24 protein-coding genes are annotated in these 25,840 nt (G+C 59.6%); 15 read left to right on the forward strand and 9 right to left on the reverse strand.

Features of this window, described 5'->3' with window-relative positions; all coding sequences use genetic code 11:
• Positions 1 to 11 precede the first annotated feature (11 nt).
• The 6 genes from NG895_RS20025 to NG895_RS20050 all read right to left on the reverse strand — a co-directional run bounded on the left by NG895_RS20025 (position 12) and on the right by NG895_RS20050 (position 7,106).
• Positions 12 to 1,676, reverse strand: a complete 1,665-nt coding sequence (locus tag NG895_RS20025; protein ID WP_252854305.1) for a fucose isomerase — start codon at positions 1,674 to 1,676, stop codon at positions 12 to 14.
• Positions 1,677 to 1,738: 62 nt separating this feature from the next.
• Positions 1,739 to 2,842 carry an aldose epimerase family protein gene (locus NG895_RS20030; protein ID WP_425267244.1) on the reverse strand — a complete coding sequence of 368 codons (1,104 nt, stop codon included), beginning with the start codon at positions 2,840 to 2,842 and terminating at the stop codon, positions 1,739 to 1,741.
• A 208-nt stretch (positions 2,843 to 3,050) separates the two neighbouring features.
• A complete protein-coding gene (locus tag NG895_RS20035; RefSeq protein WP_252854307.1) occupies positions 3,051 to 3,983 on the reverse strand; it encodes a hypothetical protein in 933 nt (310 codons plus the stop codon).
• A gap of 138 nt (positions 3,984 to 4,121) precedes the next feature.
• Positions 4,122 to 5,366, reverse strand: a complete 1,245-nt coding sequence (locus NG895_RS20040; protein ID WP_252854308.1) for an outer membrane protein assembly factor BamB family protein — start codon at positions 5,364 to 5,366, stop codon at positions 4,122 to 4,124.
• A gap of 152 nt (positions 5,367 to 5,518) precedes the next feature.
• The gene (locus tag NG895_RS20045; RefSeq protein ID WP_252854309.1) at positions 5,519 to 6,235 is read right to left on the reverse strand and encodes a DUF4252 domain-containing protein; all 717 of its coding nucleotides are present in this window, start codon (positions 6,233 to 6,235) and stop codon (positions 5,519 to 5,521) included.
• A gap of 130 nt (positions 6,236 to 6,365) precedes the next feature.
• Positions 6,366 to 7,106, reverse strand: a complete 741-nt coding sequence (locus tag NG895_RS20050) for a hypothetical protein (protein WP_252854310.1) — start codon at positions 7,104 to 7,106, stop codon at positions 6,366 to 6,368.
• Between the two features lie 252 nt (positions 7,107 to 7,358).
• Here NG895_RS20050 and NG895_RS20055 point away from each other — a divergent pair, with 252 nt between their 5' ends.
• The 10 genes from NG895_RS20055 (at position 7,359) to NG895_RS20100 (ending at position 13,368) form a co-directional block, all read left to right on the forward strand.
• A complete protein-coding gene (locus tag NG895_RS20055) occupies positions 7,359 to 7,880 on the forward strand; it encodes a hypothetical protein (RefSeq protein ID WP_252854311.1) in 522 nt (173 codons plus the stop codon).
• Between the two features lie 46 nt (positions 7,881 to 7,926).
• Entirely contained in the window at positions 7,927 to 8,199 is a 273-nt protein-coding gene (locus NG895_RS20060; protein ID WP_252854312.1) for a hypothetical protein, read from the forward strand.
• A gap of 3 nt (positions 8,200 to 8,202) precedes the next feature.
• A complete protein-coding gene (locus NG895_RS20065) occupies positions 8,203 to 8,574 on the forward strand; it encodes a hypothetical protein (protein ID WP_252854313.1) in 372 nt (123 codons plus the stop codon).
• A gap of 66 nt (positions 8,575 to 8,640) precedes the next feature.
• Positions 8,641 to 8,826: a hypothetical protein gene (locus NG895_RS20070; RefSeq protein WP_252854314.1), complete on the forward strand. Its 186-nt coding sequence runs from the start codon at positions 8,641 to 8,643 to the stop codon at positions 8,824 to 8,826.
• Between the two features lie 306 nt (positions 8,827 to 9,132).
• Positions 9,133 to 9,384 (forward strand): BON domain-containing protein, encoded by a 252-nt coding sequence (locus tag NG895_RS20075; RefSeq protein ID WP_252854315.1) that lies wholly within the window; start codon positions 9,133 to 9,135, stop codon positions 9,382 to 9,384.
• A gap of 161 nt (positions 9,385 to 9,545) precedes the next feature.
• Complete coding sequence (locus NG895_RS20080; protein ID WP_252854316.1) at positions 9,546 to 10,253, forward strand: lysophospholipid acyltransferase family protein; 708 nt, start codon at positions 9,546 to 9,548, stop codon at positions 10,251 to 10,253.
• Positions 10,254 to 10,462: 209 nt separating this feature from the next.
• Positions 10,463 to 10,795, forward strand: a complete 333-nt coding sequence (locus NG895_RS20085; protein ID WP_252854317.1) for an RNA recognition motif domain-containing protein — start codon at positions 10,463 to 10,465, stop codon at positions 10,793 to 10,795.
• A 117-nt stretch (positions 10,796 to 10,912) separates the two neighbouring features.
• A complete protein-coding gene (locus tag NG895_RS20090; protein WP_252854318.1) occupies positions 10,913 to 11,074 on the forward strand; it encodes a hypothetical protein in 162 nt (53 codons plus the stop codon).
• Between the two features lie 45 nt (positions 11,075 to 11,119).
• Positions 11,120 to 11,332 (forward strand): hypothetical protein, encoded by a 213-nt coding sequence (locus tag NG895_RS20095; protein ID WP_252854319.1) that lies wholly within the window; start codon positions 11,120 to 11,122, stop codon positions 11,330 to 11,332.
• A 374-nt stretch (positions 11,333 to 11,706) separates the two neighbouring features.
• Positions 11,707 to 13,368, forward strand: a complete 1,662-nt coding sequence (locus NG895_RS20100) for a DEAD/DEAH box helicase (RefSeq protein ID WP_252854320.1) — start codon at positions 11,707 to 11,709, stop codon at positions 13,366 to 13,368.
• A gap of 395 nt (positions 13,369 to 13,763) precedes the next feature.
• Here NG895_RS20100 and NG895_RS20105 read toward each other — a convergent pair whose 3' ends face one another.
• Both NG895_RS20105 and NG895_RS20110 read right to left on the reverse strand, forming a co-directional pair.
• On the reverse strand, positions 13,764 to 14,255 hold the full coding sequence (locus tag NG895_RS20105; protein WP_252854321.1) for an RDD family protein: 492 nt from the start codon (positions 14,253 to 14,255) through the stop codon (positions 13,764 to 13,766).
• 225 nt (positions 14,256 to 14,480) lie between these two features.
• Positions 14,481 to 14,780 carry a hypothetical protein gene (locus NG895_RS20110; RefSeq protein WP_252854322.1) on the reverse strand — a complete coding sequence of 100 codons (300 nt, stop codon included), beginning with the start codon at positions 14,778 to 14,780 and terminating at the stop codon, positions 14,481 to 14,483.
• A gap of 891 nt (positions 14,781 to 15,671) precedes the next feature.
• Between NG895_RS20110 and NG895_RS20115 the strand changes: the two genes are divergently transcribed.
• The 5 genes from NG895_RS20115 to NG895_RS20135 all read left to right on the forward strand — a co-directional run bounded on the left by NG895_RS20115 (position 15,672) and on the right by NG895_RS20135 (position 23,043).
• The gene (locus NG895_RS20115) at positions 15,672 to 16,529 is read left to right on the forward strand and encodes a phytanoyl-CoA dioxygenase family protein (protein WP_252854323.1); all 858 of its coding nucleotides are present in this window, start codon (positions 15,672 to 15,674) and stop codon (positions 16,527 to 16,529) included.
• 36 nt (positions 16,530 to 16,565) lie between these two features.
• A complete protein-coding gene (locus tag NG895_RS20120; protein ID WP_252854324.1) occupies positions 16,566 to 18,572 on the forward strand; it encodes a glycoside hydrolase family 31 protein in 2,007 nt (668 codons plus the stop codon).
• A gap of 5 nt (positions 18,573 to 18,577) precedes the next feature.
• Positions 18,578 to 19,363, forward strand: a complete 786-nt coding sequence (locus tag NG895_RS20125) for an L-rhamnose mutarotase (protein WP_252854325.1) — start codon at positions 18,578 to 18,580, stop codon at positions 19,361 to 19,363.
• Positions 19,364 to 19,449: 86 nt separating this feature from the next.
• Positions 19,450 to 21,135: a sodium:solute symporter family transporter gene (locus NG895_RS20130; protein ID WP_252854326.1), complete on the forward strand. Its 1,686-nt coding sequence runs from the start codon at positions 19,450 to 19,452 to the stop codon at positions 21,133 to 21,135.
• A gap of 24 nt (positions 21,136 to 21,159) precedes the next feature.
• Positions 21,160 to 23,043: a right-handed parallel beta-helix repeat-containing protein gene (locus NG895_RS20135; RefSeq protein ID WP_252854327.1), complete on the forward strand. Its 1,884-nt coding sequence runs from the start codon at positions 21,160 to 21,162 to the stop codon at positions 23,041 to 23,043.
• Between the two features lie 3 nt (positions 23,044 to 23,046).
• Here the strand turns inward: NG895_RS20135 and NG895_RS20140 are convergent, their stop codons facing one another.
• On the reverse strand, positions 23,047 to 25,833 hold the full coding sequence (locus NG895_RS20140; protein WP_252854328.1) for a family 78 glycoside hydrolase catalytic domain: 2,787 nt from the start codon (positions 25,831 to 25,833) through the stop codon (positions 23,047 to 23,049).
• Between the last annotated feature and the right edge of the window lie 7 nt (positions 25,834 to 25,840).

Consider the following 25,840-nt stretch of genomic DNA (forward strand, 5'->3'; position numbering starts at 1 on the left):
CGTACTCAGCCCTACCAGGAATCGCCACCCTTGCGGGTGCCGCACACGGCTACCTCCATGCCGAGAGCTTCGGCCATGGCCGCCTTGGCCAGCATGGCGTTGTCGGCCTCCTCGGCGCTGTTGGCGTAAGCCACTTGGATGTGATTGCTCTTGTGTCGCGCCATCATCTGATCGCGTGAAACACCGTACGTCACGGCGTGCATGATAGGCCATTGCGACGTGGTGTCCTGCCAGCGACGCTCGGTCTCCTCGATGGGAAGCTCTACCACGCCGGCACGTCCAAGGTCCATTTTCAGTTGGTTGTCTTCGACGTAAACGCGCGACCAAACCACCTCGCCCGGGTGCGAGATGCCTTTGATGGTGCCCCCGCCGGCCGGGAAGTACATGGCGGGTTGGCGCTCACTTACGGCACCGGCCCAACCGTCGGTAAGGTGGGCAGGGGGGACGCTGCCGGAGATCTCGAACACCCACACGTAGTCGTCGGTGGTACCCGAGCGATCCCAGTCGCCCCATCGCAAGTCGTGCAGCGTGTTCTCTACGGGCTGCCCCATCGCCTTGTGCACGCGAAAGGTCATCAGGCCATCGAGCCCAGCACACTCGTCCACTTCGTTGAAGTGCGGCAGGGGCTCGCCTTCGTATAGCACTCGCCCGCCATCGCGACTCTTGACCGGCGGACGCTTGGAGTTGTTGAGGGTGCCTTCGACCAGATCGCTGGCCGGCAGCACGTCCTTCAAGCCTTGCTGGTACTGTATACCGATCAGGCTGCAACCAAAATCGTCGGCGATGCGCAGCGCGGCGATGTACATCTTGCACTGCAGCAGAATTTGCTGGTCGGTAAGATCAGTCGCGTGCGTGGGGCCGGTCTGGAACTTCATGCCCGCGTCTTCCATCCACTTGCGGACTGCCAGGGCCTCATCATCGGAGACCTGGGTCGATTCGTAGTAGAGGGCCGACTGGCTGAGCCGTTCCTTGTACACGCCGGTGGGATTGAGCAAATGGTCGGGGATGATGGCGTTAAACATGCCCATGCATCCCTCGTCGAACACGCCCATGATGGCCTTGTCGTGCTGCAACTGCTGGGCGAGCGCCTTGCCGAGCGCCGATTCGTCGCTGCCGACGGTAACCGACGCCAGCGGTTGCACATGATCGAGCGGGTGCTCGACCTTGCCGGTCTTGAGCCAGGTGGCAAGCTGCTCCTGGAAAGTTGGATCGGCGAAGTCGTCGGCCCACAACGTGCTGTACTCGACCCCTGCCTTGGTGAGCGAGCCATTGAGGTTCAGCATGCCGACGAGCCCGGGCCAGGTACCCGACCAGTTGGCCAGTGTAAGGATGGGACCTTGGTGGGAGATTAAACCATGCAGCAGGTGATGCGAGTACTGCCACACGGCCTCGGCCACGATGAGCGGCGCCTTGGGATCGAGCCCGCGAAACACTTCCATCCCCTCCGCCTGCGAGGAAATGAACCCGTGTTTCTCGCCTTCCTTGTATGGATGGGCTCGCACCACTTTCCAGCCCGCGGTGGCGACCGCCTTTTCGATATCCTGCTCCATGGCGTGCTGTGCCGCCCAGCAGTTTTGGTTGGCACTGAGCCGCAAGTCGCCGTTAGCCATCAAGTAGACTTGCCCTGCGGGCAGCTTGGTTGATGGCCTCGGGTTGGGAAGGGTGTATGCCGCCATGTTGGTTGAATCTCCAGTCAAGACGCCGAAAGGGGGGAGGGAAACGGCCGCTGCGCTCGCACTCACTCCGTCGAGAATCGGAATACAGTGGTCGTGTCGTACTTCTCGCCCGGCTCAAGTAGCGTGCTGGGGAAGTTCGGCTGGTTGGGGCTATCGGGGAAGTGCTGCGTTTCGAGGCACAGACCGCCACGGTACACATAGGGCTTCCCGGCTTTGCCTGTGAGCCGACCATCGAGGAAGTTGCCGCAGTAAAACTGAACACCGGGTTCGGTGGTGAATACTTCGAGCACGCGTCCGGAGGAGGGTTCGCTGACTCGAGCGGCCAGGGTCATCTCGCCGTCTTTGCCGCCCTTGTCGAGTACCCAGTTATGATCGTAGCCGCCACCGAAGTTCAACTGCTCGTCGGCCTCTTCGATGTCGCGACCGATAGGTTTGGCCGTCGTGAAGTCGAACGGCGTGCCAGCCACGTCCACCAGTTGACCGGTGGGGATGAGGCCTTCGTCCACGGGCGTGAACTTCTTGGCGTTGAGCATCAACTCGTGATCGAGAATGGTGCCGTTGCCCTCGCCCTTAAGGTTGAAATAGGTGTGCTGGGTGAGGTTGACGGGAGTCGTCTTGTCGGTGGTTGCCTCGTAGTGAATCTTCAGCTCATTGTCGTCAGTCAGCGTGTAGGTGACCTTGCATTTAAGATTGCCGGGATAGCCTTCCTCCATGTCCTTGGCGACGTAAGTCAACTCCAGGGAGTTGTCGCCCACCGGCTTGGCGTCCCACACTACCTTGTCGAAACCAATCACACCACCGTGCAGATGATTGGGGCCATTATTCACCGCCAGGGTGTAATCTTCGCCATCGATGGTGAATTTACCCTCGGCGATGCGGTTGCCGTAGCGACCCACGACCGCGCCGAAATAGGGCTTGTCGACCGCGTTGGTGTAATCTTCTACGCTGTCGTAGCCCAAGGCAATGTCGCCCATCTCGCCGTCGCGGTCGGGTACGAGGATCGAAGTAATGATGGCGCCGTAGTTGGTCACCTTGATAGTAAGTCCGTTACTATTCTTCAGTGTATAGAGCATAATCTTATCAAAATCTTGAGACGTCACTTGAGCACTCGCGGATTGCAGACAGCAAGCCAAGAGCAGAAACGGGGTCAAATAGGCCAGGCGCATCATAGGTGTATCTCCAAATCTTAGGGCCGTAGAAAAGCCGCAAAAAGCGAGCCGCCAACCATAGAATAGTGCAGCGCATACCCCCCTTTCAACTGCCTCTCGCGTACTGCGTGTCCGAAAACAGATCAGGCCGCAGCGGACGGTAACCCGCTGCGGCCTGATGGAGCGCAACTGAAGAACGATTTTAGACATCCCGGGAGGGATTCACTCAATAGTGAACATAGCGGCGGCCATCCATTCCAGTGTACCAGTGGGCCTCGAACCACAATTCGCCGGGCCTCTCTTCCAACTCAAAACAGAGTACCGGATCGATGCTGGTCCGCCACCGCAATTCCTCGATTGCTCTCCGCAATCGCTTGGCGTCTCGCTCCAGGCCTTGTTGCTCGGCACGACGGGCCAGTTCGTTCAGCGTATCGTCGGCCAGCAGGGCGGCCAACTCGTCGGCATGCTGTGGATGGTCGATCCTGGAAGGGGTGATCTCGGTGGCCAGCAACTCGATGGCCCACGCGGCGCCCCGCATCGCCAGGCCGGCCAGCTCGCGCACACGTTCGGCAGTCCATTTTCCGCCGCGGTGTGCCCAGCCCAAACGCCAGGCGATCTGCTCGCAAATACGCTGATCGCCGGTGGCCTCGGTTCGCAAATCTTCGGACGAGTAAAGACGGTAATACGGCTCGCTGGTAAATACGGGTTCGAGCAAATAGAACTTCGCCAACGGGTGTGCCATCATCGCTTCCAGGTGGCGCATCATCACACCCTGCGGAGGATTGTCCGGAAGTTGAATGGGATTGTGGATGACTTTGAAGACCACCTCGCCACGCGGCAGGAAAAAGGATGGCTCGTCGAGGCGCACAATCTGGTACTGTTGGAACGAGGCACGGTTTTGCTCCGCACACGCCCGCCATAGGGCATCGCGGGACAGCTCCTTCCGCCGCGGATGGGTGGCCAATTGATAGGCCATGGAGTGAATCGCTCCATCCCGAACCACGGAAAGCTGCTCGCCCCACTCACCAAACCGGGCAAACTCCGGAGTGGTTTCAATGTTGGCAAAACCCAGCTTGTTGATCGCTGGGCGATTCGCTTTGAGACGTGCAGATGCATCATTTGTGGCGGGGGCGGCAACTGCCGAGAGCGTGATTGCCATAGGATTCGCTCCTTAATCGGAAAGGCAATGGGCGTGACGAGCTTCCGCGGGGCGCGGAAAAGAAAAGCGTCCTATTCCACCCATTCGTGCGGTAGATATTCATCTATTCCCGCAATTCGCAGATTTTCTCGCCCGCGTTTATTCACCAATCGCCGCCAGGTATTCCTGCCGCTTACCATCCACGCTCTTGGCGTAACGATGGTACAGGCGGCCGTCCACTGGCGTGGGAGTCGCGAAGCACTCGTCGCCCAGCTTGTTTTTGGCAAATAGCTCGAAGTTTTCGTGATTCGCACGAAACACGAAAGTAATCCCTTCTTCGTTGGTGACGTAAACCTTGCCGTCTACATAAAGCGGCGAGGAACTTACCGGCCCGTCGAGTCGCTCGCGCCACATCATCTCGCCGTCTTCGCCGCGGAGGCAGTACGCGATTCCATTGTCGGCCAAAGCGTACAGGTACCCGTCCACCAGCAACATCGATTGTTCGTAGCAGCGTGGCTGACTTTCTTCCCAAACAACTTCGTGATCACCGTCGCCTCGAACCGCGAGAGCAAACGAACCAGGATAGCCACCGCTGGCAAACGCCAGGTTTCGCTCCGCATCCCACACCATGGTGCCACAGGTGGCCTTGGTGCTGCCCGAAGTGCTCCATAGCACTTGCCCCGTCTGCGGATCGTATCCCGCCAGTTTGTCGTTGCCACTCATCACCAACTGCCGCTCGCCATCTAGCATCGCGGGGATGGGAGTGGAGAACGACAGGCTTTCAGGACGCTCGGCCCGCCACACCTGCTCGCCGGTACCGCGATCGATAGCGTAGACGCCACTTTCGGGACCATCGTATTCCGTCGACACGACCAACAGGTTGCCGACCATGATGGGCGAGGAGCCGAACCCAAATTGGAAACGCCGCGGACTGAACTCGGCAACGCGTTTTTGCCAGACCTGCTGGCCATCAAGGTCGAACTTGGTTACCCAGCATTCCAGGTTGTTGTGAAACAGTGCGTAGACATGCTGCCCATCGCAGGCGGCCGTGGGGCTGGCGTGGGTGTTGTTGCCATGAATTCGTTGCGCCAGTTTGCCACGGTGAGCGACCGTTTGCTGTAGCAATTCGCCCGACTGTCGATCGAGCACCAAGAGCGACTGCGTCTGGGCCTGTTCGTCGCAAGTGGTCAGGTAAATCCGCTGGCCCACCACCACGGGCGAGGAATGTCCTCGGCCCGGTAAGGGCGTGCTCCAGGCCAGCCCCGAGTCGTCGCTCCAATTGTCGGGGGCGGTGGCGCCTTCGGCGGCGTGATTCTGACCACTCGGCCCGCGCCACTGAGGCCAGTCCTCGCCGCGCGTCGAACCAAAACAAACGAGTGCAATCAGGAACCAGACAGAACGCATCGCTGCTATCTCCGCGGGGGCGAGGGGCCATTTCGGATATCGTGGTCTCCTTTTTACCCCCGGAGGCAGCAATTGGGTAGCTTGCCACAAAAAAACGCCGATCTCGAGGCACCGGTGCCCCGAGCTCGGCGTCGTGTACGGTACGCCAAATCCTAATGCTGGTGTTTCCGCTCCATTTCTTCTCGCAATTGCCCGATGGCCTTGTTCAGCTCCTTGTCGAGTCCCAGTTGGACGCCGATTCTGGTGGCGGTACTCGCCAGATGCTGAATGTTTTGCGGCGAGAGGTCGCCTACCACATTTACCACCACCAGCTCATTCCGCTGGGCGGCCACCACCAGCACCCCGCTTAACGACTCTCCCTCGTGCAGCGTGTAGATGCGGACCATCTCGTTCTGCTGACGGGCTCGCAGGGTTGGTTCCCAGCCGGCGGCGGGCAACTGGGCGTCGTACGCGTCGATGAGCTGCGTGGCAGCGGCCAATGCATCAATTTCGCCATTCCACGCCCGAACGTGCACTTCCTGGATCACTTCGCTGGCGATGTCGCCCAACTCACGGGCCGAAGTCAGTTGCTTGGCCGCAAACTGCAGATTTTCGGACGTTTCGGCATCGGGCGAAGTGGATAGACCCTCCAATACGCCCGCCACGGCGGCATCGCCCAGCTTGAAGAAATGGCGGATCAACCCCGGACCGAGGTCCATCTCCACGGCAGCCGGCGGCAGGTCGGCCACGTCCAACTTCACCCGGCCTCCTTGGCTGCTCGGCGAGTCCACCTGCTGAGCGAAGGTCGCGTACGACCCCATACTTGTTACCACCGCGACCATTAACGCGCGGCGACCGACGCGGCGCACAATAGATTGCCCCATTTGCATAACACTATCCTCCCCGGAAAGTGGAAAAAACGATGGCGGCACGCGCCGCCCGAAGGGTAATTCGCTCCGCCGCCCCGAGTGTTGGAAGAAGTCGCGAAAGTTTTCTGAGGAATGTCGTTGAAGCATTCACTCACGCCGCGCGGCGGATCGTTGGGCGATCGGTTTCGAGACAATGAAATGCTTCCCGTACCAACCGGGCACGCTCGGAGTCGTCGACGATGGCCCTCACCTGAGCCACGGCGTAGCGGCGGCACTGGCTGCGAATGGTCGGCAGCCCCGCGGCCGAAAGCGCCAGCGACGCCAGCACCACGGTGATACCCGTCTGTTCGACACCGCAAGCGATGAGCACAAAGCCCGTCAGCACCAACACGACGGCCGCTTCGAGCACGATCCAGAACCAACTCCAGGTGTCGAGGGCCCGCTCGACCAGCAGTTCGTCGATCTGCGGCCGGCGACCACTGACAAACTGATAGAATCCGTGCCGCATAATGTGATAGCGTCGCCGCACCAGTTCTTCGTCCGGCACGTCGTCGAGCGACACGCCGGTACGGTAAGCGAGTTCGTGGATAATGACATCGACTTCGAATCGCTCGCGAATGCCCAGCCAGTTGGCCACCACGCTATGGATTCGAAAGACGCGCGATACCAGACCAATGGCCAGCGCCGGCACCAGATAGCCCCCGGGCACGGGCAGTATCCGCTCGCCCTCGAGCTCGAGCCTGAAGTCGATGGCCGACAGTACCTCGCGCACGGGGGGCAAATTTTCCCTCAGCAGCCACACGGCCAGTAGCGCAGCGGCTGAGGTGAACCAGAAAATGCGATTGAGCATCGACTGGTAGTCGGTGACCGGCGTCAGCGGATTGAGCGACATAGCGTGATCCTCCGGAGCGAAGAAATGCGGGGCGACCACTATACAGAAAGTCACCCAATGGCCGAACGCCAGTTGGACACGACCTGTGGGCGGGGGGGGCAGTCGATCTCAGTGGCTGAATTCGAGGTGCATATCGGCCGTATTTTCCGCCTTCGATTCCTCCCAGTTTGCCGAATCGGGGCGTTTTGTCATTGCAGTTTCACTTTTTGCCGGTACAATATTTGTAGCTGCAATATTTTCACGCGGAGCCCCATGGCAGGCCACCAAATTACTCTCGACGACTTCCTGGCAGACCGTCAGGGCCGTACCTTCGCCGACGTTGCCAACGACCCCGAGCAACCGTTCGAAGAAGTGCTGGCATTTTTCAGCGACCCCGACCGACAGCGCCGGATGGAAGAGTCGGAGATTCACCACGATCGGGCCCCGCTGGCTGGTGTGGTCCGCGAACTCGAAGCTCAGCCGACAATTCACCAGTTTCTTTCCAACATTCATGCCCGGCGCAGTCAGCGACTTCGACAAGCGATCGGCGTCGTTGTGCGGATCGTCATGGAGCATCGCGGCTGGCAAAAGACCGGCAAGAAGGGCTCGCTCGGCGTCCGCGCCAACCGGTCTCCCGCCATGCCCGCCTATAACACCGGCGGCCTGGCACTGTGGTTTGTGCGTGCCGAACGCTACACGCAACCCAACGGCATGCCCTATCGCTCGGTGGTCGACCGCCAGGCGGAAATCCCTTCCCAGCCGTCCAAGAAGCGTACTTCCAAAGCAGGAAGGTGAGGCACACTAACTGGTACGTCCTACCACGCGTGAAACACCAGTCGTCATGACCGACGAGGGCTATGCCTGCCGCTTTTCCGTGGAAGGCATGGAAGTGGCACAGACTATCATCAACCTCTTGAGCCGGGCGTTTGCGTTCCAGACAAGCGATCCCATTCGGCAGGGCGCAACGCCGTCGCAACGCATCTTCCGAGTTGCCTATGGCGCTGAACTGACGCAGAAGGACCTGGTGCGGCTGCTATCGCCCGTCCCCGGGTTGCGTTTGCAGGTGGCGCCCATTGCCAGAAACAACCTGTCTCGCAACCAGCAAGGTAGGTGATAGATGGCACTGATGAACTGGATTCGCAGCAAGTGGTCGATGAAGTACCGGGCAACGTGGATGTTGCGTCGAGGCATTCTCCACGCCAGGGCGGGGCGTACGTCAGAGGCCATGCAGAAATACAGCGAAGTGCTCGATTTGGAGGGCGTTACGCCCAACACACGAGCCATGGCACTCTACAATCGAGCCTTGCTTCAAAGCGCCGACGGCAAGGCCGATGCTGCGGCGGACGACTTGAACAAAATACTTCAGATGACTGGTGCCAGCCAGGAAGTAATGACCGAGGCGCGCCGTAAGCTAACACGAATGAGTCGAAGTAGCGACCGGATGACGACTCGTTCCAACAACGACTCGAGCGAATCCAATTCGAATTGACGCACTAGCGGCCGCTTGCTCGATGTGACTGCGACCCATTTGCTGGCAACTCCCTGGAAACCAACGATGCTTACCGAACGCGAGGCCCAGCGCCTGTGGCAGAAGCTTTTCCGAGGTCAAACGATTACGTCTCTTACCTTGGACGAAGCAAGTACGGTGATCGATGACCTGCCGCTTGATAGCCCGGTGCGGATTCGATTGTCGACCGAACTTGATGAACTTCGACGAATGCAGGAAACCAGCCGTGAGTGAGAAAAAGCCCATGCCCCTATTAGAGCCCGTGATTCGACCAAAGTGTCCCATCTGCGGAACTTCGGTTTACTCCTCGCATGGAATCCATCCGCAGTGTGCCCTGCTGCAGGCCGACAGGAAACGCATGGCCGCCAACGCCATCCCAAAATCCAAAGCATCGCCAAAGCCTGCAACTGCCGCGCTACAGAAACAGTGTCCCACCTGCAGTCGGGCCACCTCCGCCAGAACAGTGAAGTGCGAGTGCGGTTTTCGGTTTGCAGGCATGTAGCCAGTTTTCTTTTCTTTCCCGCCACCAAGGGAGCCCAAGTGTTTGGAAAAAACCAAGTCACCGATAAAGAACTGCAAAAGACCGTGATGAAGCGGCTGGAACGCACCGGAACGGGGTCGCAGTCCAAGGTGAATGCCGTGGTGCGCCGCGGGGCGGTCACGTTGACGGGGAAGCTGCAGTATGAGCGGCAGCGAAGCGCCATCCTCAAGGCGGTTCAGGCTATCGCTGGCGTGAAGCAGGTGATCGACCAGTTGCAGACGCCACCCAAGATACGTCCCCACGCTACCTAGTTGCCCGCCACTGCTAGCACGGCGTGCTCTTGCGGGCAGTTGCTCTAACTCGTACTCTCGGCGTCTGCCAACCCCGCCCGGCCCTCTGACGTTCGAGTACTCTTCTGAGAATCCAAAGTAAACAACTGAACTCATTCGCCGCCTTCACATTCGCCACGCTCGTGTGGCTTTTGTTCCGGACGCTGCGAATCCGCCTGATTGTTCAGTCGCCTGGCATCAGCCCCTACGACCCTGGCGCCAGCGAGCGATATATCTACTCGGTGTGGCACGACTCGATGGTGCTGCCGGTGTTTAGTGGCAAGCACTGTTGCACGACTGCGCTTACCAGCCACCACAAAGACGGTTCGTTCGTCGCCGGGGTGCTTCGCTGGCGAGATATCCCGGTCGTTCGTGGTTCCACCAGTCGCATTCGCACCGGCGCCTTGCGCGAACTGATCGACACCGTCGCTTCGCGGCACCTGGTAATTACGCCCGATGGACCGCGCGGCCCCAACCGTGTGATGAGTTCCGGTATTCCATACCTCGCCTCGCGTACGGGCCGCGCCGTAGTACCGAGTGGATTCGCCTGCAGCAGTTGCTGGCGGTGGAAGGGCAGTTGGTCGGACCTGATCATTCCCAAGCCGTTTGCGAAGGTCATCCTGATAGCGGGTGCCCCAATCTACGTGCCGCGCGACCTTCACACCAAGGAGTTGCCTCAGTACGTGGAACAAATTCAGACCGCGATGGACGAACTTGACCATCTCGCTCAAGCGGAACTGCATGGCCAGCGCAAATCGCCGCGCGGAAGCAAGGATTCGACAGGGGAGGCCTTTCTGCCTATTCCTCCTGGATTGCCGAACAACGAGGGCGAAAGCTCCCGCGTCGCTTAGCAGGGGCCGAGTAGGTCTACCCCAAACAGGCCAAAAACTATATACTACTTACGGTAGGTCAGTCGTTAGCGACATCCGCTACTAGCACATTCCACGTGCTGGTCTCCGACATTTCTTTCGCCCGTCCCACCTGTCAGGTCGCCAAATCGACCGTTCTGTTCTTGGGCTCGGCATTGTGTCCGTCCCGTTTTTTGGCAGGAGATACTACGTTGGGTAAGAAACTTTATTGCGGCAATCTGGGCTACGACGTTTCGCCATTAGACCTCGAGAAGCTCTTTGGAGCGTTTGGCCAGGTCCGTGACGCGCAGGTTGTGTCTGATCGGGCCACAGGGCGCAGCAAGGGATTCGGGTTCGTGGAAATGAATACCGATGCCGAAGCCCAGGCAGCGATCACCGGCCTGAACGACACCATGCACGAAGGCCGACCCATGACCGTCAACGAAGCACGGCCCCGTGAAGAGCGTGGCGGCAGTCGCGGTGGCGGTGGCGGTGGCGGTGGTTACGGCGGCGGCGGCCGTGGTGGACGAGGCGGGCGCTACTAATCGTCGCTCGCTGAGTATCCTTCATGGCGGATCGGAGTGGCCAGCCGACAACGACTGGTCAGCTCTGCTGCACGAACATGCGCGCAACTGTACCAGCTCAGTCCCCAGGAGGCACGAGTGTCCAAAAACCAGAACACTTTTGAAAAACGACGACGCGAAATGGAAAAGCGGCGTAAAGCCGAGGAAAAACGAGCGCGCCGCCAGCAGCGCAAAGATCAGCCGGCGGACGATCCCGCCCTGAGCCCCGAGGTTGACGAAGATTCCGACGGCAGCGATTAAACCCTTCACGGAAGTCTTTCTACCTGATCCCTAAAGATCCGAGCCATGTTATCGACTACCGAGGAGTGCGTTCTCCGCACCTTCCGCGAATACCACATGACCCCCAACAAGATGCTGTGTTTCTACGGCCAGGACCTGCTGGGCAAGGAGGAAGCCCTCAACAGCCTGATCCGGCGGGACTTACTGGTGAGGGAAAAATTTGCCGGGGGCTACTCGCTGACTCGTGCCGGGTACAGGGAAATGCGGCGTTCGGATTAAGTCGCCTTGTATCTTCTTTGCCGCATGCTATACTTACGAAACTACCAAGGTGTGAGACTTACCGGCAGACGCGTTCTCCGGTCTGGTCACTCAAGCTCGATACCCCGCCTTCCAGGTCTTCGCCCCCCGCTCGGCGAATTTGGTTCGCGTCCATTCGACCGCGAATGATTCTCTTGCCCCTTACCGCCTCCGGCTACGGTGCATGTGCGCCTAGCCCCCAACTCTTCCCCTGGAAGGGCATCACCCACGGGTGAATCGAGAGGCGTTCATTACGGCAATGCCTTCATGGACTGAGGGCCCACTCCGCGCAGGTCGACGACGCTGGTCCTGTAGACCACGGTCTGTACCTACGCACCAGCTACGAAAGAATTGATTTGAAGACCGAGACCACAAAGTTCTCCGAACTTGGCCTGGCCGAACCGTTTCTCCGCTCTACTGAATCCCTGGGATACGAGCACGCCACGCCCATTCAGGCCCAGGCGATTCCCGTCATCCTCGAGGGGCGCGACCTAGTAGGTTGCGCGCAGACCGGCACCGGTAAGACGGCCGCGTTCACGCTGCCGATGCTCGACCTGTTGCTGCAAAAGCTGCCGCCCAAGCCCACGGGCCCACGTCCCAAGCCGCAGCATCGCAAGGGCCCAAAGGGTGCCAAGGGCGCCAACCCACGGCCTCGCACGCTCCGCGCGTTGGTGCTTGCTCCCACTCGCGAACTGTCCGCGCAGATTGGCGATAGCCTGAAGCGATACGGCAAGCACACCCCCCTGCGTCACGCCTTGGTGTTTGGTGGTGTGTCTCAGGTGCCCCAGGTTCGTACGCTGCGTCACGGCGTCGACACGCTGGTCGCCACGCCAGGTCGCTTGCTCGACTTGATGAACCAGGGGCATATCAATCTGTCGAAGGTCGACATCCTGGTACTCGACGAAGCCGATCAGATGCTCGACATGGGCTTCCTGCCGGATCTCAAGCGAATCATCGCCAAGGTTCCCGAGCAGCGGCAGACGCTGATGTTCTCGGCCACCATGCCGCCTGCCATTCGCAAGCTGGCCGAGGAGTGGTTGTCCGACCCGGTAAACATTCAAGTCGCCCCCGTGGCGACGCCCGCCGAGCGAATTGCGCAGAGCGTGCATATGGTCGACAAGAAGAAAAAACCAGAGCGGCTGGTGAAGTTCCTGCACGACACGCCCCGCCAGCGGACGCTGGTGTTCAGTCGTACCAAGCATGGTGCCGACAAGATTGTGAAACGCTTGAACGCCGACGGCCTGCGAGCCGCCGCCATCCATGGCAACAAGAGCCAAGGTGCACGGACTCGTACGCTCGAGCAGTTCAAAAGCCAGAACCCGCCCATCCTGGTGGCCACCGACATTGCGGCCCGCGGCCTCGACGTCCGCAACGTGTCGCACATCGTCAATTACGACTTGCCGGAGACGCCGGAGACCTATGTGCACCGCATTGGCCGCACCGCCCGTGCGGGGGCTGAAGGCACCGCCATTTCGTTCTGCAGCAACGACGAACGCAAGCTGCTGCGGGCGATTGAAAGGCTGATGAACTTCCGCATCGAAGTCGACCCGTCGAGCGATCTTGCCGAGCCTCCCGCCCGCCAGGTGAGCGACGACTCGCCGCGGCGTGGTTCGAAACAGGGCAAGTTCAACTCGAAAAACCGCCGCCGCCCATTCAAATCGGGTGAGCGAAATGGCAAGCCGGGCGAGCAGAATGGCAAACCTGGAAAGCGAAACGACAAGCCAGGCGGAAAACGCGATCAGTACGGCAATCGCATTGCCCCGCCGAGCGAGGGTAGTGGCAACTCAGGCCAAGGCAACTCGGGTAACGACAAGTTCGGTGAGGGCATCACCACGTCGGACGAGCGTCCTCGCCGCCCCAAACGCCAACTGAGTGAGCAGAGCGGTAAGCCGGGGGAGGGTACCAGCCAAGGCAAGCGAAAGCGGAAATACAAGCCGACCGAATCCGCCGGCGGCGGTCCGAAGCGAAAGCCTAACCGGTTCAAGCGAAAGCCGAAGGCGACGAAGCAGTCGCAGTAAGATGGGATCGGGTGTTGTACCCCATCTGCTTGGCATCGTGGAGCTATTCAACTCAGGCTAAGACGCCAAACGCATTGGTGTCTTAGCCTGAGCGTCGTTTGCGATCTCCTGCTATCCGTTTCTTGTCACTTCGATGGCAGGACGAAAGTGCTGCATCCAGGGCATAGGTACGCTCTTGCTCTGGCTCTTGATCGCGCCAAGGAAATCGGCTTCTTCTGATCTGGATGCTTGAACCAGAGCTCCTGATGGGTGAAGCCCTGTAGCAGAAAGGTCCAACCATCGTCGTCGACGTAAGCTTCGCCCTCGTCCATTGGCATGTTGCAGGTTGGGCAGGTCATGGTACGTGGGGGCAGGGTATGGACCAAGTTGAGCTGAATGCGTCGCCGGTCTGCGAGTCAGCGAACGGCGATGACGCGAGTGCCCGACCAGGAGTCGTGCCAACCTACCGGGTGTTTTCCGCCAAGGAACGAGAATGCCTCGAACGGAACGAAGCGAGCGAGCGATCGACCGAGAATCTGCCCGAACGAGGGACGGGTTCCGTCCTTGGCAACGACGATCGTACCGGTCACTAGTTTGGCGACTGTTCTTTGGAACATTCCTTCCGTGAACACATAGTACGCCAGTGACAGTAGGATTCCAGACACAAAACTAAAGACCTGTAGTCCAGTGCTGTCTTGAGGGGCCGCGCCGCCGTTGGCAGCCACGGCACCGATTCCAATAACCATACCCATGCCGAACGATAAGACTTGGATGACTAAGCCATCAATGATCATGTTCAAGAGTCGCTTTCCCTGCGTGGCGATAAGCAGGTCATCGGCCTCAAGTTCAATGGATGGGATGGCGTCTGGTGCAGCGACTGGGCTGGCGAAGGGATTCGGTTCTGACACCGGTAGGCTCCATGGCTACGTTGGAATACAGTCAGAGAACATCTTGTGCGACCCGCTGCCTGGGGCATCAATGACGATCGCCGAGCGTATGGAACGGCCGTCGCCACGATCGATCAGGGCTCACCGAGTATACCTGCGTTTTCCCGCCAGTGCACTACAGATCGCCAGAGTTCTTGTCCCCGTCAGTATCATGCGAATCTGCTGGAGCTGCTGCTGACGCTCGCCCTAACTTGAACGGGATCGAACGCCGAACAGCATGGCCACTCCAGTCACAACGGCCCCACCGACCAGTGCCAGGCCAACGTGCTGGAGCACCACGGCCAGCACGCCGCCGCCCCCGCTAAACGATCCCAGCATCTGAGGGCCCAGCAATCGAGGGATCTCCAGAACGTAGTATCGCCAGAGCGGAACGCGCGCTAACGCGCCTCCTGATGGCGAAGTCGCGAACATTGGCAGGAATAGCGCCAGCGCGAGGAATGTGATGGCGAAACCGATGAGGAAAGGGAGTGCTATTTTGCTTTTCATGTTTTCACCTCTTCATTTCCTGCGAAACGTTGATATTCCCGATAGCCTACTTGTCGTTGCGAATCCGGAATGGAGCTGATTCCTCATCTCCAAGTGCAACAAGCGTATCGCATGCGTGAAGCAGACGATAAGCCTGATTGGGAGAGGGCATCAAGTGTGGCAAGTATTTTGGCTGGCTGAATATTCGGAATCAGTCCACGTTCATCCTCTTTGAGCACCTGGCAGGGTAACCGCGCTGTGCCTACCGTGCATGTTCTTGAACCGACTCGTTACGCTCGGCGGTACAGACCCCTGAGTTTGCTGATTCTACATAGTCTTTTGGTCCTCGGGACGACCTCGAGATTGCACGTTGCGGGAGTTATTTAACTCCCCGCTTTGTCGTCGTTTTTTTACACCACCTTTGCTAGAACAGAATCGGCAAATAGTGCACGTGTGCGGACGCCGCGTGTGCCGCCGCCAGGCTGGAGTCATGTGGCGTCTGCGGCGTGGTTTGCTGGTCGTCATGAGCGTCGGTAGGCCGTTTTAGTACAACTGGGGAAACATGCGGGGAACAACGCAGGTGGTTTTGGTCCCATATGCTCCCTGGAAAGCCGGTAAAACAAGCGGTTTTTGGTTGTGAGGGGGCCCAAAACGGCTGGGTTTTGGGCCCATGTATTTGTTGGCCCAAAGTTGGCCCAAAACCATCGCGTTCGATGCGGGAACTACTGTCGAACGGGGTCGGCCGATGCGCTGTGCTGAGGCGTTCGTGCCAGGTGCCCGTGGCTCTGCGGCCAAGGTGTCTCATTTCCTAACGAGGGCATGCTGGTCGTATCCGAAAACAGGGCCCATTTCTCCCTCGGGCCAGACGGTATTTTTCGTAGAGTGAACTACTTCTGGGGGCAGATGTCTCCAATGGGCGACGTCTGGCCGCCAGTTGCCTTTGGATACCAGCAGATGGATGCGAAGATGAGCGTCGTTCCACGTAACCAACGCGAGCAATACCAGGAAGAAGGGTACATGATCCTGCCGGGCGTGATTCCGCAGGAGACGCTCGAAATGCTGCGCGAGGAATGTTCGTACTTCCTGGGCTACTTCGACTCGATCATGGACGCCAAGGGCGTGGAGGTCGACAACCTGTGCCATCGCGGCAAGCGATACTTCATCAACAACCGCTACCGGCTCAGCCGCCGGCTATGGCAGTTCCTGTTCAGCCCGCTGATGGCCGAAGTGGCTCAGGCAGCGCTCGGGCCCGAAGTTTATTTGTTCCACGAACAATGGGTGGTGAAGGGGGCCGAGCAGGGGATGAAGTTCGGCTGGCACCAGGACAGCGGGTACGTCAAGCATTACGAGAAGGGAGCAAGCCACAAACCGTACGTCACGGTGTGGTGCACGCTGGACGACGTGAGCGAAGAGAACGGCACCGTGTACCTGCTGCCGCACTCGCGGGGCGGCACGAAGGATTGCCTGCTGGACCACACCCTGGAGTCCGGCACTAACGACGTGATTGGTTACAACGGCGACGATCCCGGCGATCCGGTGATCGTGCCGGCCGGCAGCGTGGTGGCTTTCACCAGCTACAACCTGCACCGCAGCGGCGCGAACCAAACCAACCGCATGCGACGGGTCTACTTGCCGCAGTACAGTTGCGAACCGATCCGCCGCCCCGATGGCAAACCTTGGGCGATGGCCACGCCATTTTTGAAGAATGGCGAGAACGTGTATGATCACTTGGACGACTCGGCCGACAAGTACGGCCCGTTTTCCGAGTAACTTTTCTCACACCCGGCAAGCGAGTCCGAGTGGCGTATGACCTTGGCTTCCCAGAGCGACTTCTCGCAGCATGGCCAGCGACTTGTCTGGCGGCAGCGGGGGCAAACTCTGTGGGTCGAACCTTGGGGGTGCGACTGTTTGCGGGTGCGTGCGACGATTGCCCCGGAGATGCCCCTTCGCGACTGGACGCTACTCCAGCCGCCCGAGTCCCAAAGCCATACCACGCTTGATCGCGGTGAAGCACGCATCACGAGTGGCCGGCTCTCTGCCAGCGTCGATGGCCGCGGACGCGTGCGGTTCTTCAGAGATGATTCGAAAGAGCCACTCCTGGAAGAGATCGCCTACCGTACGAACCATCCTCCGTCGCGAACGTTCAACTCGTTTGGCGGCGACCTGCTACACGCCACGGCCAGCTTTACCGCTTGGGACGACGAGCAGATTTACGGACTAGGACAGCGGAGGCACGGACTGCTCGATCAGAAAGGCTGTGTGCTGGAGCTCTCGCATCGCAACTCCGAGGTGTCGATTCCGCTGATGGTCTCCAACCGTGGCTATGGCCTGCTGTGGAACAACCCCGCGGTGGGGCGTGTGGAACTCGGCCGTACTCGCACTCGCTGGGTGGCCGAGGCGACGCGGGCCATCGACTACGTAGTGATGGCGGGCGACAGCTACGCCGACGTGCTTCAGCGGTACGCCGACGCCACGGGCCACCCGCCTGTCCTGCCCGAGTGGGCGGCCGGCTTCTGGCAGTGCAAGCTGCGGTACAAGACGCAAGACGAACTTATGGAAGTCGCCCGCGAGCATCACCGGCGGGGCATGCCCCTGTCGGTAATCGTGGCCGACTACTTCCACTGGACCAAGATGGGCGACTGGCAGTTCGATTCCGAGTGCTGGCCCGACCCCCAGGGCATGGTTCGTGAGCTGGAAGAGATGGGCGTGCGGCTAATGGTCTCCATCTGGCCGACGGTGAATCCCGACAGCGAGAATTTTGAAGAGCTCAATCACCGGGGTTTGTTAGTGCACACGGAGCGAGGCCTCAATCGCCTGGTCGATTTCACCGACTCGCGCGCGGATCACAAGGTGACATCGGCACTACTCGACGTGACCAATCCCGAGGCACGCGGGTTTCTATGGAGCAAAGTTCGCGAAAACTACTATCGACACGGCATCCGCATTTGGTGGCTGGATGCGATTGAGCCGGAGATGAGCACCTACGATCACGACAACCTGCGTTACCACCTCGGCAACGGACAGGAAGTTGCCGGCATGTATCCATTCGAGCAGCAACGGGCGTTTTATGAGGGGATGCAGGGCGAGGGCGAAAGCGAGATTGTCACGCTGGGCCGCGCCGCCTTTGCCGGTAGCCAGCGACTGGGGGCGGCGCTTTGGTCGGGCGACATTCATTCCACCTGGGACGACCTGCGGCAACAAGTGCGGGCGGGGCTGAACACGGCCATGAGCGGCATTCCCTGGTGGACTACCGACATCGGAGGTTTCTTCGGCGGCCAGGTCGAGGACGAAGGCTTTCGCGAGCTGTTGGTTCGCTGGTTCCAGTACGGAACGTTCTGCCCGCTGTTTCGCTTGCACGGTTGGCGGAATAGCTCGCTGGAGCACCCCGAGTCGAGCGACCCCACGCAAGGAGGTCCGAACGAAGTGTGGAGCTATGGCGAGCGGGTGTACCAGATTCTCTGCGAGTACCTGCACCTCCGCGAGCGAATTCGCCCCTACATCATGGGGCAGATGCGGGTGGCATCGGAGACGGGCTCGCCTGTCATGCGACCGCTGCTGTTTGACTTTTCTCAGGACAGGCTGGCCGTGGCGTGCGACGACCAATTCATGTTCGGCCCCGAGCTGATGGTGGCTCCGGTGCTGGAACCGAGTGCCGTGCAGCGGTCCGTGTATCTGCCTGCCGATGCCGCATGGTTGGACGCCTGGACAGGCGAAACTCTTCCCGGCGGGCAGCGTGTCGATGTCGCCGCGCCGCTAGAGCGAATCCCCCTTTTCCTCCGCGATGGGGCTCAGCTTCCCATCCAGCCTTTTTGAGTCTTATGAGACACCCAATTAGCATTCTGCTCGTGGCCCTGCTGTGCCTGGTTGTCACGCAAGCTCAGGCATTCAGCCCCTACCAGGCTTATCTCGAGTCCGGCCGCCGAACGCACGTTGGCCTGCTGGCGACCGTCGTACCCGGCAAAGAGACGGAGCTGCAGCAAGCTATCAAGAAGTGTGGCGATACTGAAGTCGAAGCTCAGCTTGCCAAGGCGGAGATCGACAGTTTGCAGTTCTTCTCAAGTACAATCGACGGCCAGCAATACGTGGTGGCTTACTTCAGTTACAAGGGGGGCACCCAGTACCTGGGGGCGGCCAAGGCCTTCGAAGCGGCCACCGAGTCGATCGATTGGAGCGTTTCGACCACTTCACACCCGCGGGCCAAGACCTACGGTCGGCATTGGCTACAGATGGAGTGGATCAACTTTATCCACGGCCTGGACGTTGACCGATCGCCGACCAGCACACTGATGATCGGCACGACCATCAAGCCTGAGAAGGAACGCGAATATCGCACGCTGCACCAAACGGTGTGGCCGGGCGTAATTGACCAGGTGGTGCGGGGCAACATTCGCAACCTGAACGTCTTCCTGGTGGAGATCGACGACAGGCTGGTCGAATTCCTCTACCTGGAGTACATGGGCAACGACCAGCAGGCCGACGACGCGGCAAGCAAGCAGGACCCGATCAGCCAGCGTTGGTGGAAGCTGACCGACGACTGCCAAAAGCCGTTTTCGGATGTAACCGAGGGCACCTGGGCAGAGCTAAAGAAATTGAATCACGAATGAGATGTAAGAACTAAACCTCCCTTTCTTCTTTTTTGAGGTTTCGAGCCACTTTTTCCAAGGTTGCTCACGGCGGCTTGCCTCTTCCCATGCTTACCACGACTTCACTACTGGCTTTCACGAGCGGCGACGTGGATATGTCGCTGCTCGATATGGCGGTGTTCGTCACATACATCGTCGTGCTGCTGGCGATTGGCGGTGTGGTGAGTTATCGTCGGCGGGGCAGCGAAGATTTATTCCTCGGTGGTCGATCGATGGGTTGGGCGAACGTCGGCTTTTCGATCTTCGGTACCAACATCGGGCCGACGTTTCTCATCGCCGTGTGCGGCGCCGGTTACACCACCGGCATGGTGGCGGCCAACTACGAGTGGATGGCCTGGATGTTTCTGCTGCTGTTGGGCATGGTATTCGTGCCGTTTTACATGCAGGCGGGCATCTCGACGATGCCGGGGTTTCTCAACCGGCGTTTCGGCAGAAATTGTTACACGTTCATGTCGTTCTACGCCCTGTTCAGCACGGTGGTCCTGTGGATCGGTGGTACGTTGTTCGCCGGTGGGGCGCTGCTTTCCCAACTGCTTGGCTGGGACCCGATCGCGTGCATCTGGCTGCTCGCATTCCTGGCGACTTGCTTCACTATCGCCGGCGGCCTGGCCGCCGTGATGGTGACCGATTCGTTTCAATCGGTGCTAATGATATTCGGTGCAACGGTACTGTCGATCACCGCGTTGTCGCATGTGGGAGGATTTGAAGCGTTACGAAACATCCAGGTTGCAGATACCCCGCTGGACGAAACCTGGAAACTGGTGCGGCCCGCGGGAGATGCCACGCCCTGGTACGCCTTTCTGCTTGGCTTTCCGGTTCTGTCGCTGTGGTTCTGGTGCTCGGACCAAACCATCGTTCAGCGAGTGCTGGGGGCGCGTGATTTGCGGCAAGGGCAGGGGGGCACTCTCCTTTGTGCCGTGCTGAAGATCCTGCCGCCGTTCATTTTCCTGCTGCCTGGCATATGTGCCGCCCAGACGCTGCCGGGTATCGAGGACGACAAGCAAGTATTCTTACTGTTGGTGGACGAATACTTGGGCTATGGACTCAAGGGTCTGATCGTTTCGGTGCTGGTCGCGGCCGTCGTGTCGACACTGAACTCGGGTCTGAACTCTTTCAGCACCATCTACACGCTCGACATCCATCAGCGATGGATCGCCCGCGACCAGTCGCCGCACCATGCAAAACGGGTGGGCCGCATCACGACGTTCCTAGCCGGCTTGATGGCGGTGGGAATTGCCCTTTATTTGAAGCATACACAGGAGTCGGGCGAGTTGAATCTTTTCGACCTGTTCCAGTCGATCATCGGGTACATGGCGCCGCCCATCTCGGCAGTGTTTGTGCTGGGTATCTTCTGGAAGCGTGCGACTGCCCCCGCGGCGCTTACCACGTTGATGCTGGGCAGCTTCGTGTGTCTCGCGGTGGGAGTTGCTAATTTGAGCGATCTCGACTCACTGCTTCCGGCCGAACAGCAGTCCACCTTAGTCGTTGACCTAGTCAAGCAATTCTGCTCTCTGCACTTTCTTGTCCAATCCTTTGTGTTGTTTGCGGTGCTAATAGTGCTGATGGTTGCCGTCTCGCTCGCCACCGCGCATAGTGAAACAGAGACTCCTCTGCCATCGCTATCGGAGGTCTACGCCTCGCAGCACGGCCTGGGCGCGGCCGGCATGGTTGGCTGGGGTGTGTTGGCGTCGATCATGGTTGGTTTGTATTGCTTCTTCCAATTCGCCATGTAGTTCATTGAGTGCAGGCTTGGTCCTATGCGTATCGCTTTGCTGCCATTGGCTTTGTGCATGCTAGTCGTCGCTTCGCTTAGTGCAAAGGCCGAGGTTGTGGTCTGGGTGTCGCCCGCTGGTTCTGATACCAACCAGGGTACGAAGGATCGCCCCTTCGCCACGCCGGCCGCAGCGGTTCGTCACGCGCGCGAGTTGCGACGGCTCGGCAACGAAGAGGTCGCCTCGGGAGTACGCATCATCCTGCGGGGCGGCGTCTATCGACTTACCGCTCCGCTGAGCATTCGTCCGGAGGACTCCGGCGCCGCCGGTGCTGAACTGACGCTTGAGCCAGCCCCAGGCGAGTTTCCTGTTTTGAGCGGTGGTGTGCCTGTCGCCGGATGGCGGAGGGCAACCGATGCCACGCCCGGCTTGTCGGTCGCGGCCCGCGGAAAAGTCTGGGTAGCGGAAGTGCCGGAGTTCCAGGGTCGCCCGCTTGAGTTTCGCCAGCTATGGGTGGCCGGCCAGAAAGCAACCCGCGCCCGCGAACCCGACGAACCCGAGATGGCACGCCTTACCGAGTGGCGTCGCGATGCTCACCTGGCTGGCATTCCCAGTTCGCTCGCTGGTCCTTACCATCACGCTACGGGCCTGGAAATGACCCTGCTGCAGATGTGGGAAATTGCGAAGTTGCGCGTCAAAAAGCTGACGCCCGATGGCGATCAAGCACTTGTCGAATTCCAGGAGCCAGAGAGTCGCCTGGAATTCGAGCATCCCTGGCCGCAACCCGTGATGGAACCGAGTGGTGCCGCGTTCTACCTCTCGGGTGCGCTGGAATTGCTCGATCAGCCAGGCGAGTGGCACCTCGATCGACAGGCAGGGAAGGTTTACTACTGGCCTCGCACTGGAGAAGACCTTGCGCGCATTGAGGTGATCGCGCCGGCCCTGGAAACACTGGTGAAAGTCTCAGGTTCCCTAGATCGTCCCGTCGGTCACGTGGTGCTACACGGCATTGGCTTTCAGCACACCACGTGGCTGCGGCCTTCGCAGCAAGGGCACGTGCCACTGCAATCCGGCATGTATCTGACCGAAGCATACAAATTGCGGCCCAAGGGCACTCCCGAGTGGCGGAGCCTCGACAACCAGGCATGGATCGGTCGCCCACCGGCCGCGGTGCTGGTCCAAGGTGCTCACGACATCGAGCTGAGTCGCTGCCGCTTCGAGCACCTCGCGTCGGCGGGACTCGATTTTCGATGGGGCACGCGGCACGATCTGATTCATGGCTGCGTTTTTCGGGACATAGGTGGTAACGGCCTTCAGCTCGGCTCGTTTCAAGAAGCACCGATCGAAACGCACTTGGCCTATCACCCCGAAGACCAGCGAGCCATTTGTGTGTCTGAAACCATCAGGAACAATCTGGTGACCCATTGTGGCACCGAGGATTGGGGCTGCGTCGGCATCTGCGTGGGCTATGGCCGGGAGGTCGCCATCGAGCACAACGAGGTAGCCTATCAGCCGTATACCGGTATCAGTCTAGGCTGGGGGTGGACGCGCGACGCGAATGCCATGCGCGATAACCGGGTGGTGGCCAATCGCATTCACCATGTTGCCAGCCGCATGTCCGATTCGGCGGGTGTGTATACGCTTTCGGCCCAGCCGGGTACAGTCATCCAGCGGAATTACATTCACAGCATCACGATGAGCCCCTACGTGCACGACCCGGAGCACTGGTTCTATCTGTACTTGGACGAAGGTTCATCGCACATCACGGTCCGCGACAACTGGTGCCCCGCCGAGCGATTCCTCTCTAACGCCGTTGGCCCAGGCAACGTGTGGGAAAACAACGGCCCGTCGGTCTCTGAAACTGTACAACTCGAGGCGGGACTCCAGAGCGACTACCGGGATTTGTCGCCCGACGAAGGAAGACCCTAGCGCTTAATCGGCGGTGCTGAACTCGTAAGTGCCGCTTGGAACCGAGAAGGCTACGTACTGGCCATCGTGACCGAGCATGCGAATCCACTTCGACTCATTCGCGGGTAGCCCTCCTTCGAGCACCGCAGCTTCCGGCGGGCAGGGGTAGCAGACCGTGGCCTCGGTGTTGGCCGGAATGCGGACATTGAGCTTGAACCGGTCTTCCAATCGCTGCCAACTGCTCTCGATCGTACCGTGAATCGAGCGATAGCTGGCCCGGGCATACTCCAAGTCGCCGGTGGGATATGGCTTGATGACAAAGCGTTTGAAGCCGGGGTGGGCAGGATCGAGTTCAATACCCGCCAGATGCCGATAGAGCCACTCGCCGACCGAGCCGAGCGAGTAGTGATTAAACGAATTCATTTGCGGATCGAAGAAACCCTCTTCGGCGGTCCAGCCGTTCCAGCGTTCCCAGATAGTGGTCGCTCCATGTACCACCGGATAAAGCCAGGAGGGGTAGTCCTCGTTGCAGAGAAGTCGTCCTGCCACGTCGGCGTGGCCGGTAAGCGTGAGCGTTGGATTCAGCTCTTTGATGCCGATGAAACCGGTACTCAGATGCCAGCCTTCCTTCGCAATCAGCCGCACCAGATGCTCAGCGGCTTGCCCACGGACATGTTCGGGCAGCAAATCGAATGCGAGCGCTAGCAGGTACGCCGTTTGTGTCTCGACGACCAGACGACCGCCCTCCGCAAGCCACTTATCCTGGAAGGCATCGCGGACGCATGCCTCCATCTCCTCGAAACGCTCCGCCTCTGTTGTTCGGCCGAGCATCTGTGCGAGCTCTGCCATGATACTCGCGTCGTGGGCCCAGTAGGCGGTGGCGAGTAAGGTCTTCATCTCGGAATGGGTGCGAAACGTGGTATCGGCTGGAATGCAAAGCCAGTCGCCGTAGTTGTTGCCCAAGTGGTTGCAGCGAATGCCTTCAGGGTTGGTTCGCTCGAGCCAGTCGAGCCATCGCACCATGGATTGCCAATGTCGCTCGACGATGCGACGATCGCCGTACACCCTCCACATTGTCCAGGGCACGATCACTCCCGCATCGGCCCAACCTGCCCCCCCTCCCAGGCCGTCGAGCCCAATGAAGTTGCCGCCTTCGTCGAGGCGTGGAGCCACGTCAGGGAAAATGCCATCGACGTCCTGCGAGTCGGCCACATCCGTCATCCACTTGGTGAAGAACGCGGCCACGTCCATGTTGTAGGTGGCGGTCCTCATGAAAATCTGCGCATCGCCCATCCAGCCCAATCGTTCGTCACGCTGTGGGCAGTCGGTCGGCACCGACAGAAAATTTCCCTTCTGGCCCCACATCGTGTTCTTCCAGAGGCGATTCACAAGCGGATGAGAGCACTCGAAATCTCCCCCGGACGGCGTAGCGGACATCACCACGCAGCCCCGCACTTGTGCGAGCGGCAGTGGCTCGTTTAGCCCAGTGAGTTCAAGGTACTGAAAGCCGTGGAAAGTGAAACTCGGTCGCCACACCTCCGTGCCCTCGCCCTTGAGAATGTACACATCGGTGGCCTTTGCCCTGCGGAGGTTCTCGGTGTAGAGGGTACCATCGGGATTGAGCCGTTCGCCATGCCGCAGCTGCACGCGCGTGCCGGCAGGGCCGCTAAGCGTGATTTCGACATAGCCCGCGAAGTTCTGGCCAAAGTCGTAGATACACGCATCGCGAGCAGCCGTGTGCACAGACATTGGCGCCAATGCCTCGACGACTCGCACTGGCTCGCTCGGCTGGGCAACCAATGGCAGTGGCTGGTTCGTCTCACGTTTTTGGTTGTTGGAGAAACCGAACTCGGGGATACGTTCGCATGGCGGAGGCGTTTCAACTGCATCGAGCCATCGGGACTCGTCGAAACCGGGCAGGTCCCACCCCGCTTGCTCGCGCCGGGCGTCGTATGTTTCGCCCATCATGAAGTCACTAAACAGAATTGGTCCTGTGTCACACTTCCAGTTGTGGTCGGTGGATATTTGGACAAACTTGCCCGTTTCCAATTCAACTTCCAGCTGCATCTGCACACTGTTTTGCATCGTGCCGTACGGCGCGCGGGTTTCCTGCCAGCCGATGTACCCGCTCCACCAACCGTCGCCCAGCGTAACGGCGAGTGCATTCTCTCCTTGCAAGACGTGGTTGGTCACATCAAAAGTGCGGTAGTGCAGTCGTTTGTGATAGTCAGTCCACTCTGGAATAAACTTGTCGTCGGTCACTGCCTGACCGTTTAGGCGGGGCTCAATCAGCCCGCGGGCAGTAGCGTAGAGCGTTGCACGACGGACAATGCTGGGAACTTCAAACGACCTGCGAAACAGGACTGGTGTGCCCGGCTGCAATTCCGTTGCCTGCAGAGCTTCCGCGTCTCGCTCGATGATCTTCGGATCGTATGTTATCCACTTTCCCACCCAGTCCTGTTGTTTGAGCAGCCCCATTGTCCAAACGCCGGGCTCGCTGGTTAGGACATTGCCCAATTCGTCCCAGATTGAAACTTGCCAGTAGCAGACGTCCCGTGACCGTCGTCGTGTACCATCGTACTCAATGTGCGAAGACTGATCGCTTTCCACGCGGCCGCTATCCCACATGTCGGTATCGCCAGCGGCAAGCTGCTCGGGCGTGCTCGCCACGATCACACGATAGGCTACCTGCCGGGCACCGCGCCGTGAGGACTCGAAGATCCAACTCAATCGCGGTTGGAGTTCGTCGATTCCGAGAGGGTTTTTGAGGTATTCACACCGCAGATGCGTTAGGCGGGAAGTGTCGCTCATCAAGCTC

This window comes from Aeoliella straminimaris (assembly GCF_024054565.1).
Lineage (GTDB): Bacteria > Planctomycetota > Planctomycetia > Pirellulales > Lacipirellulaceae > Aeoliella > Aeoliella straminimaris.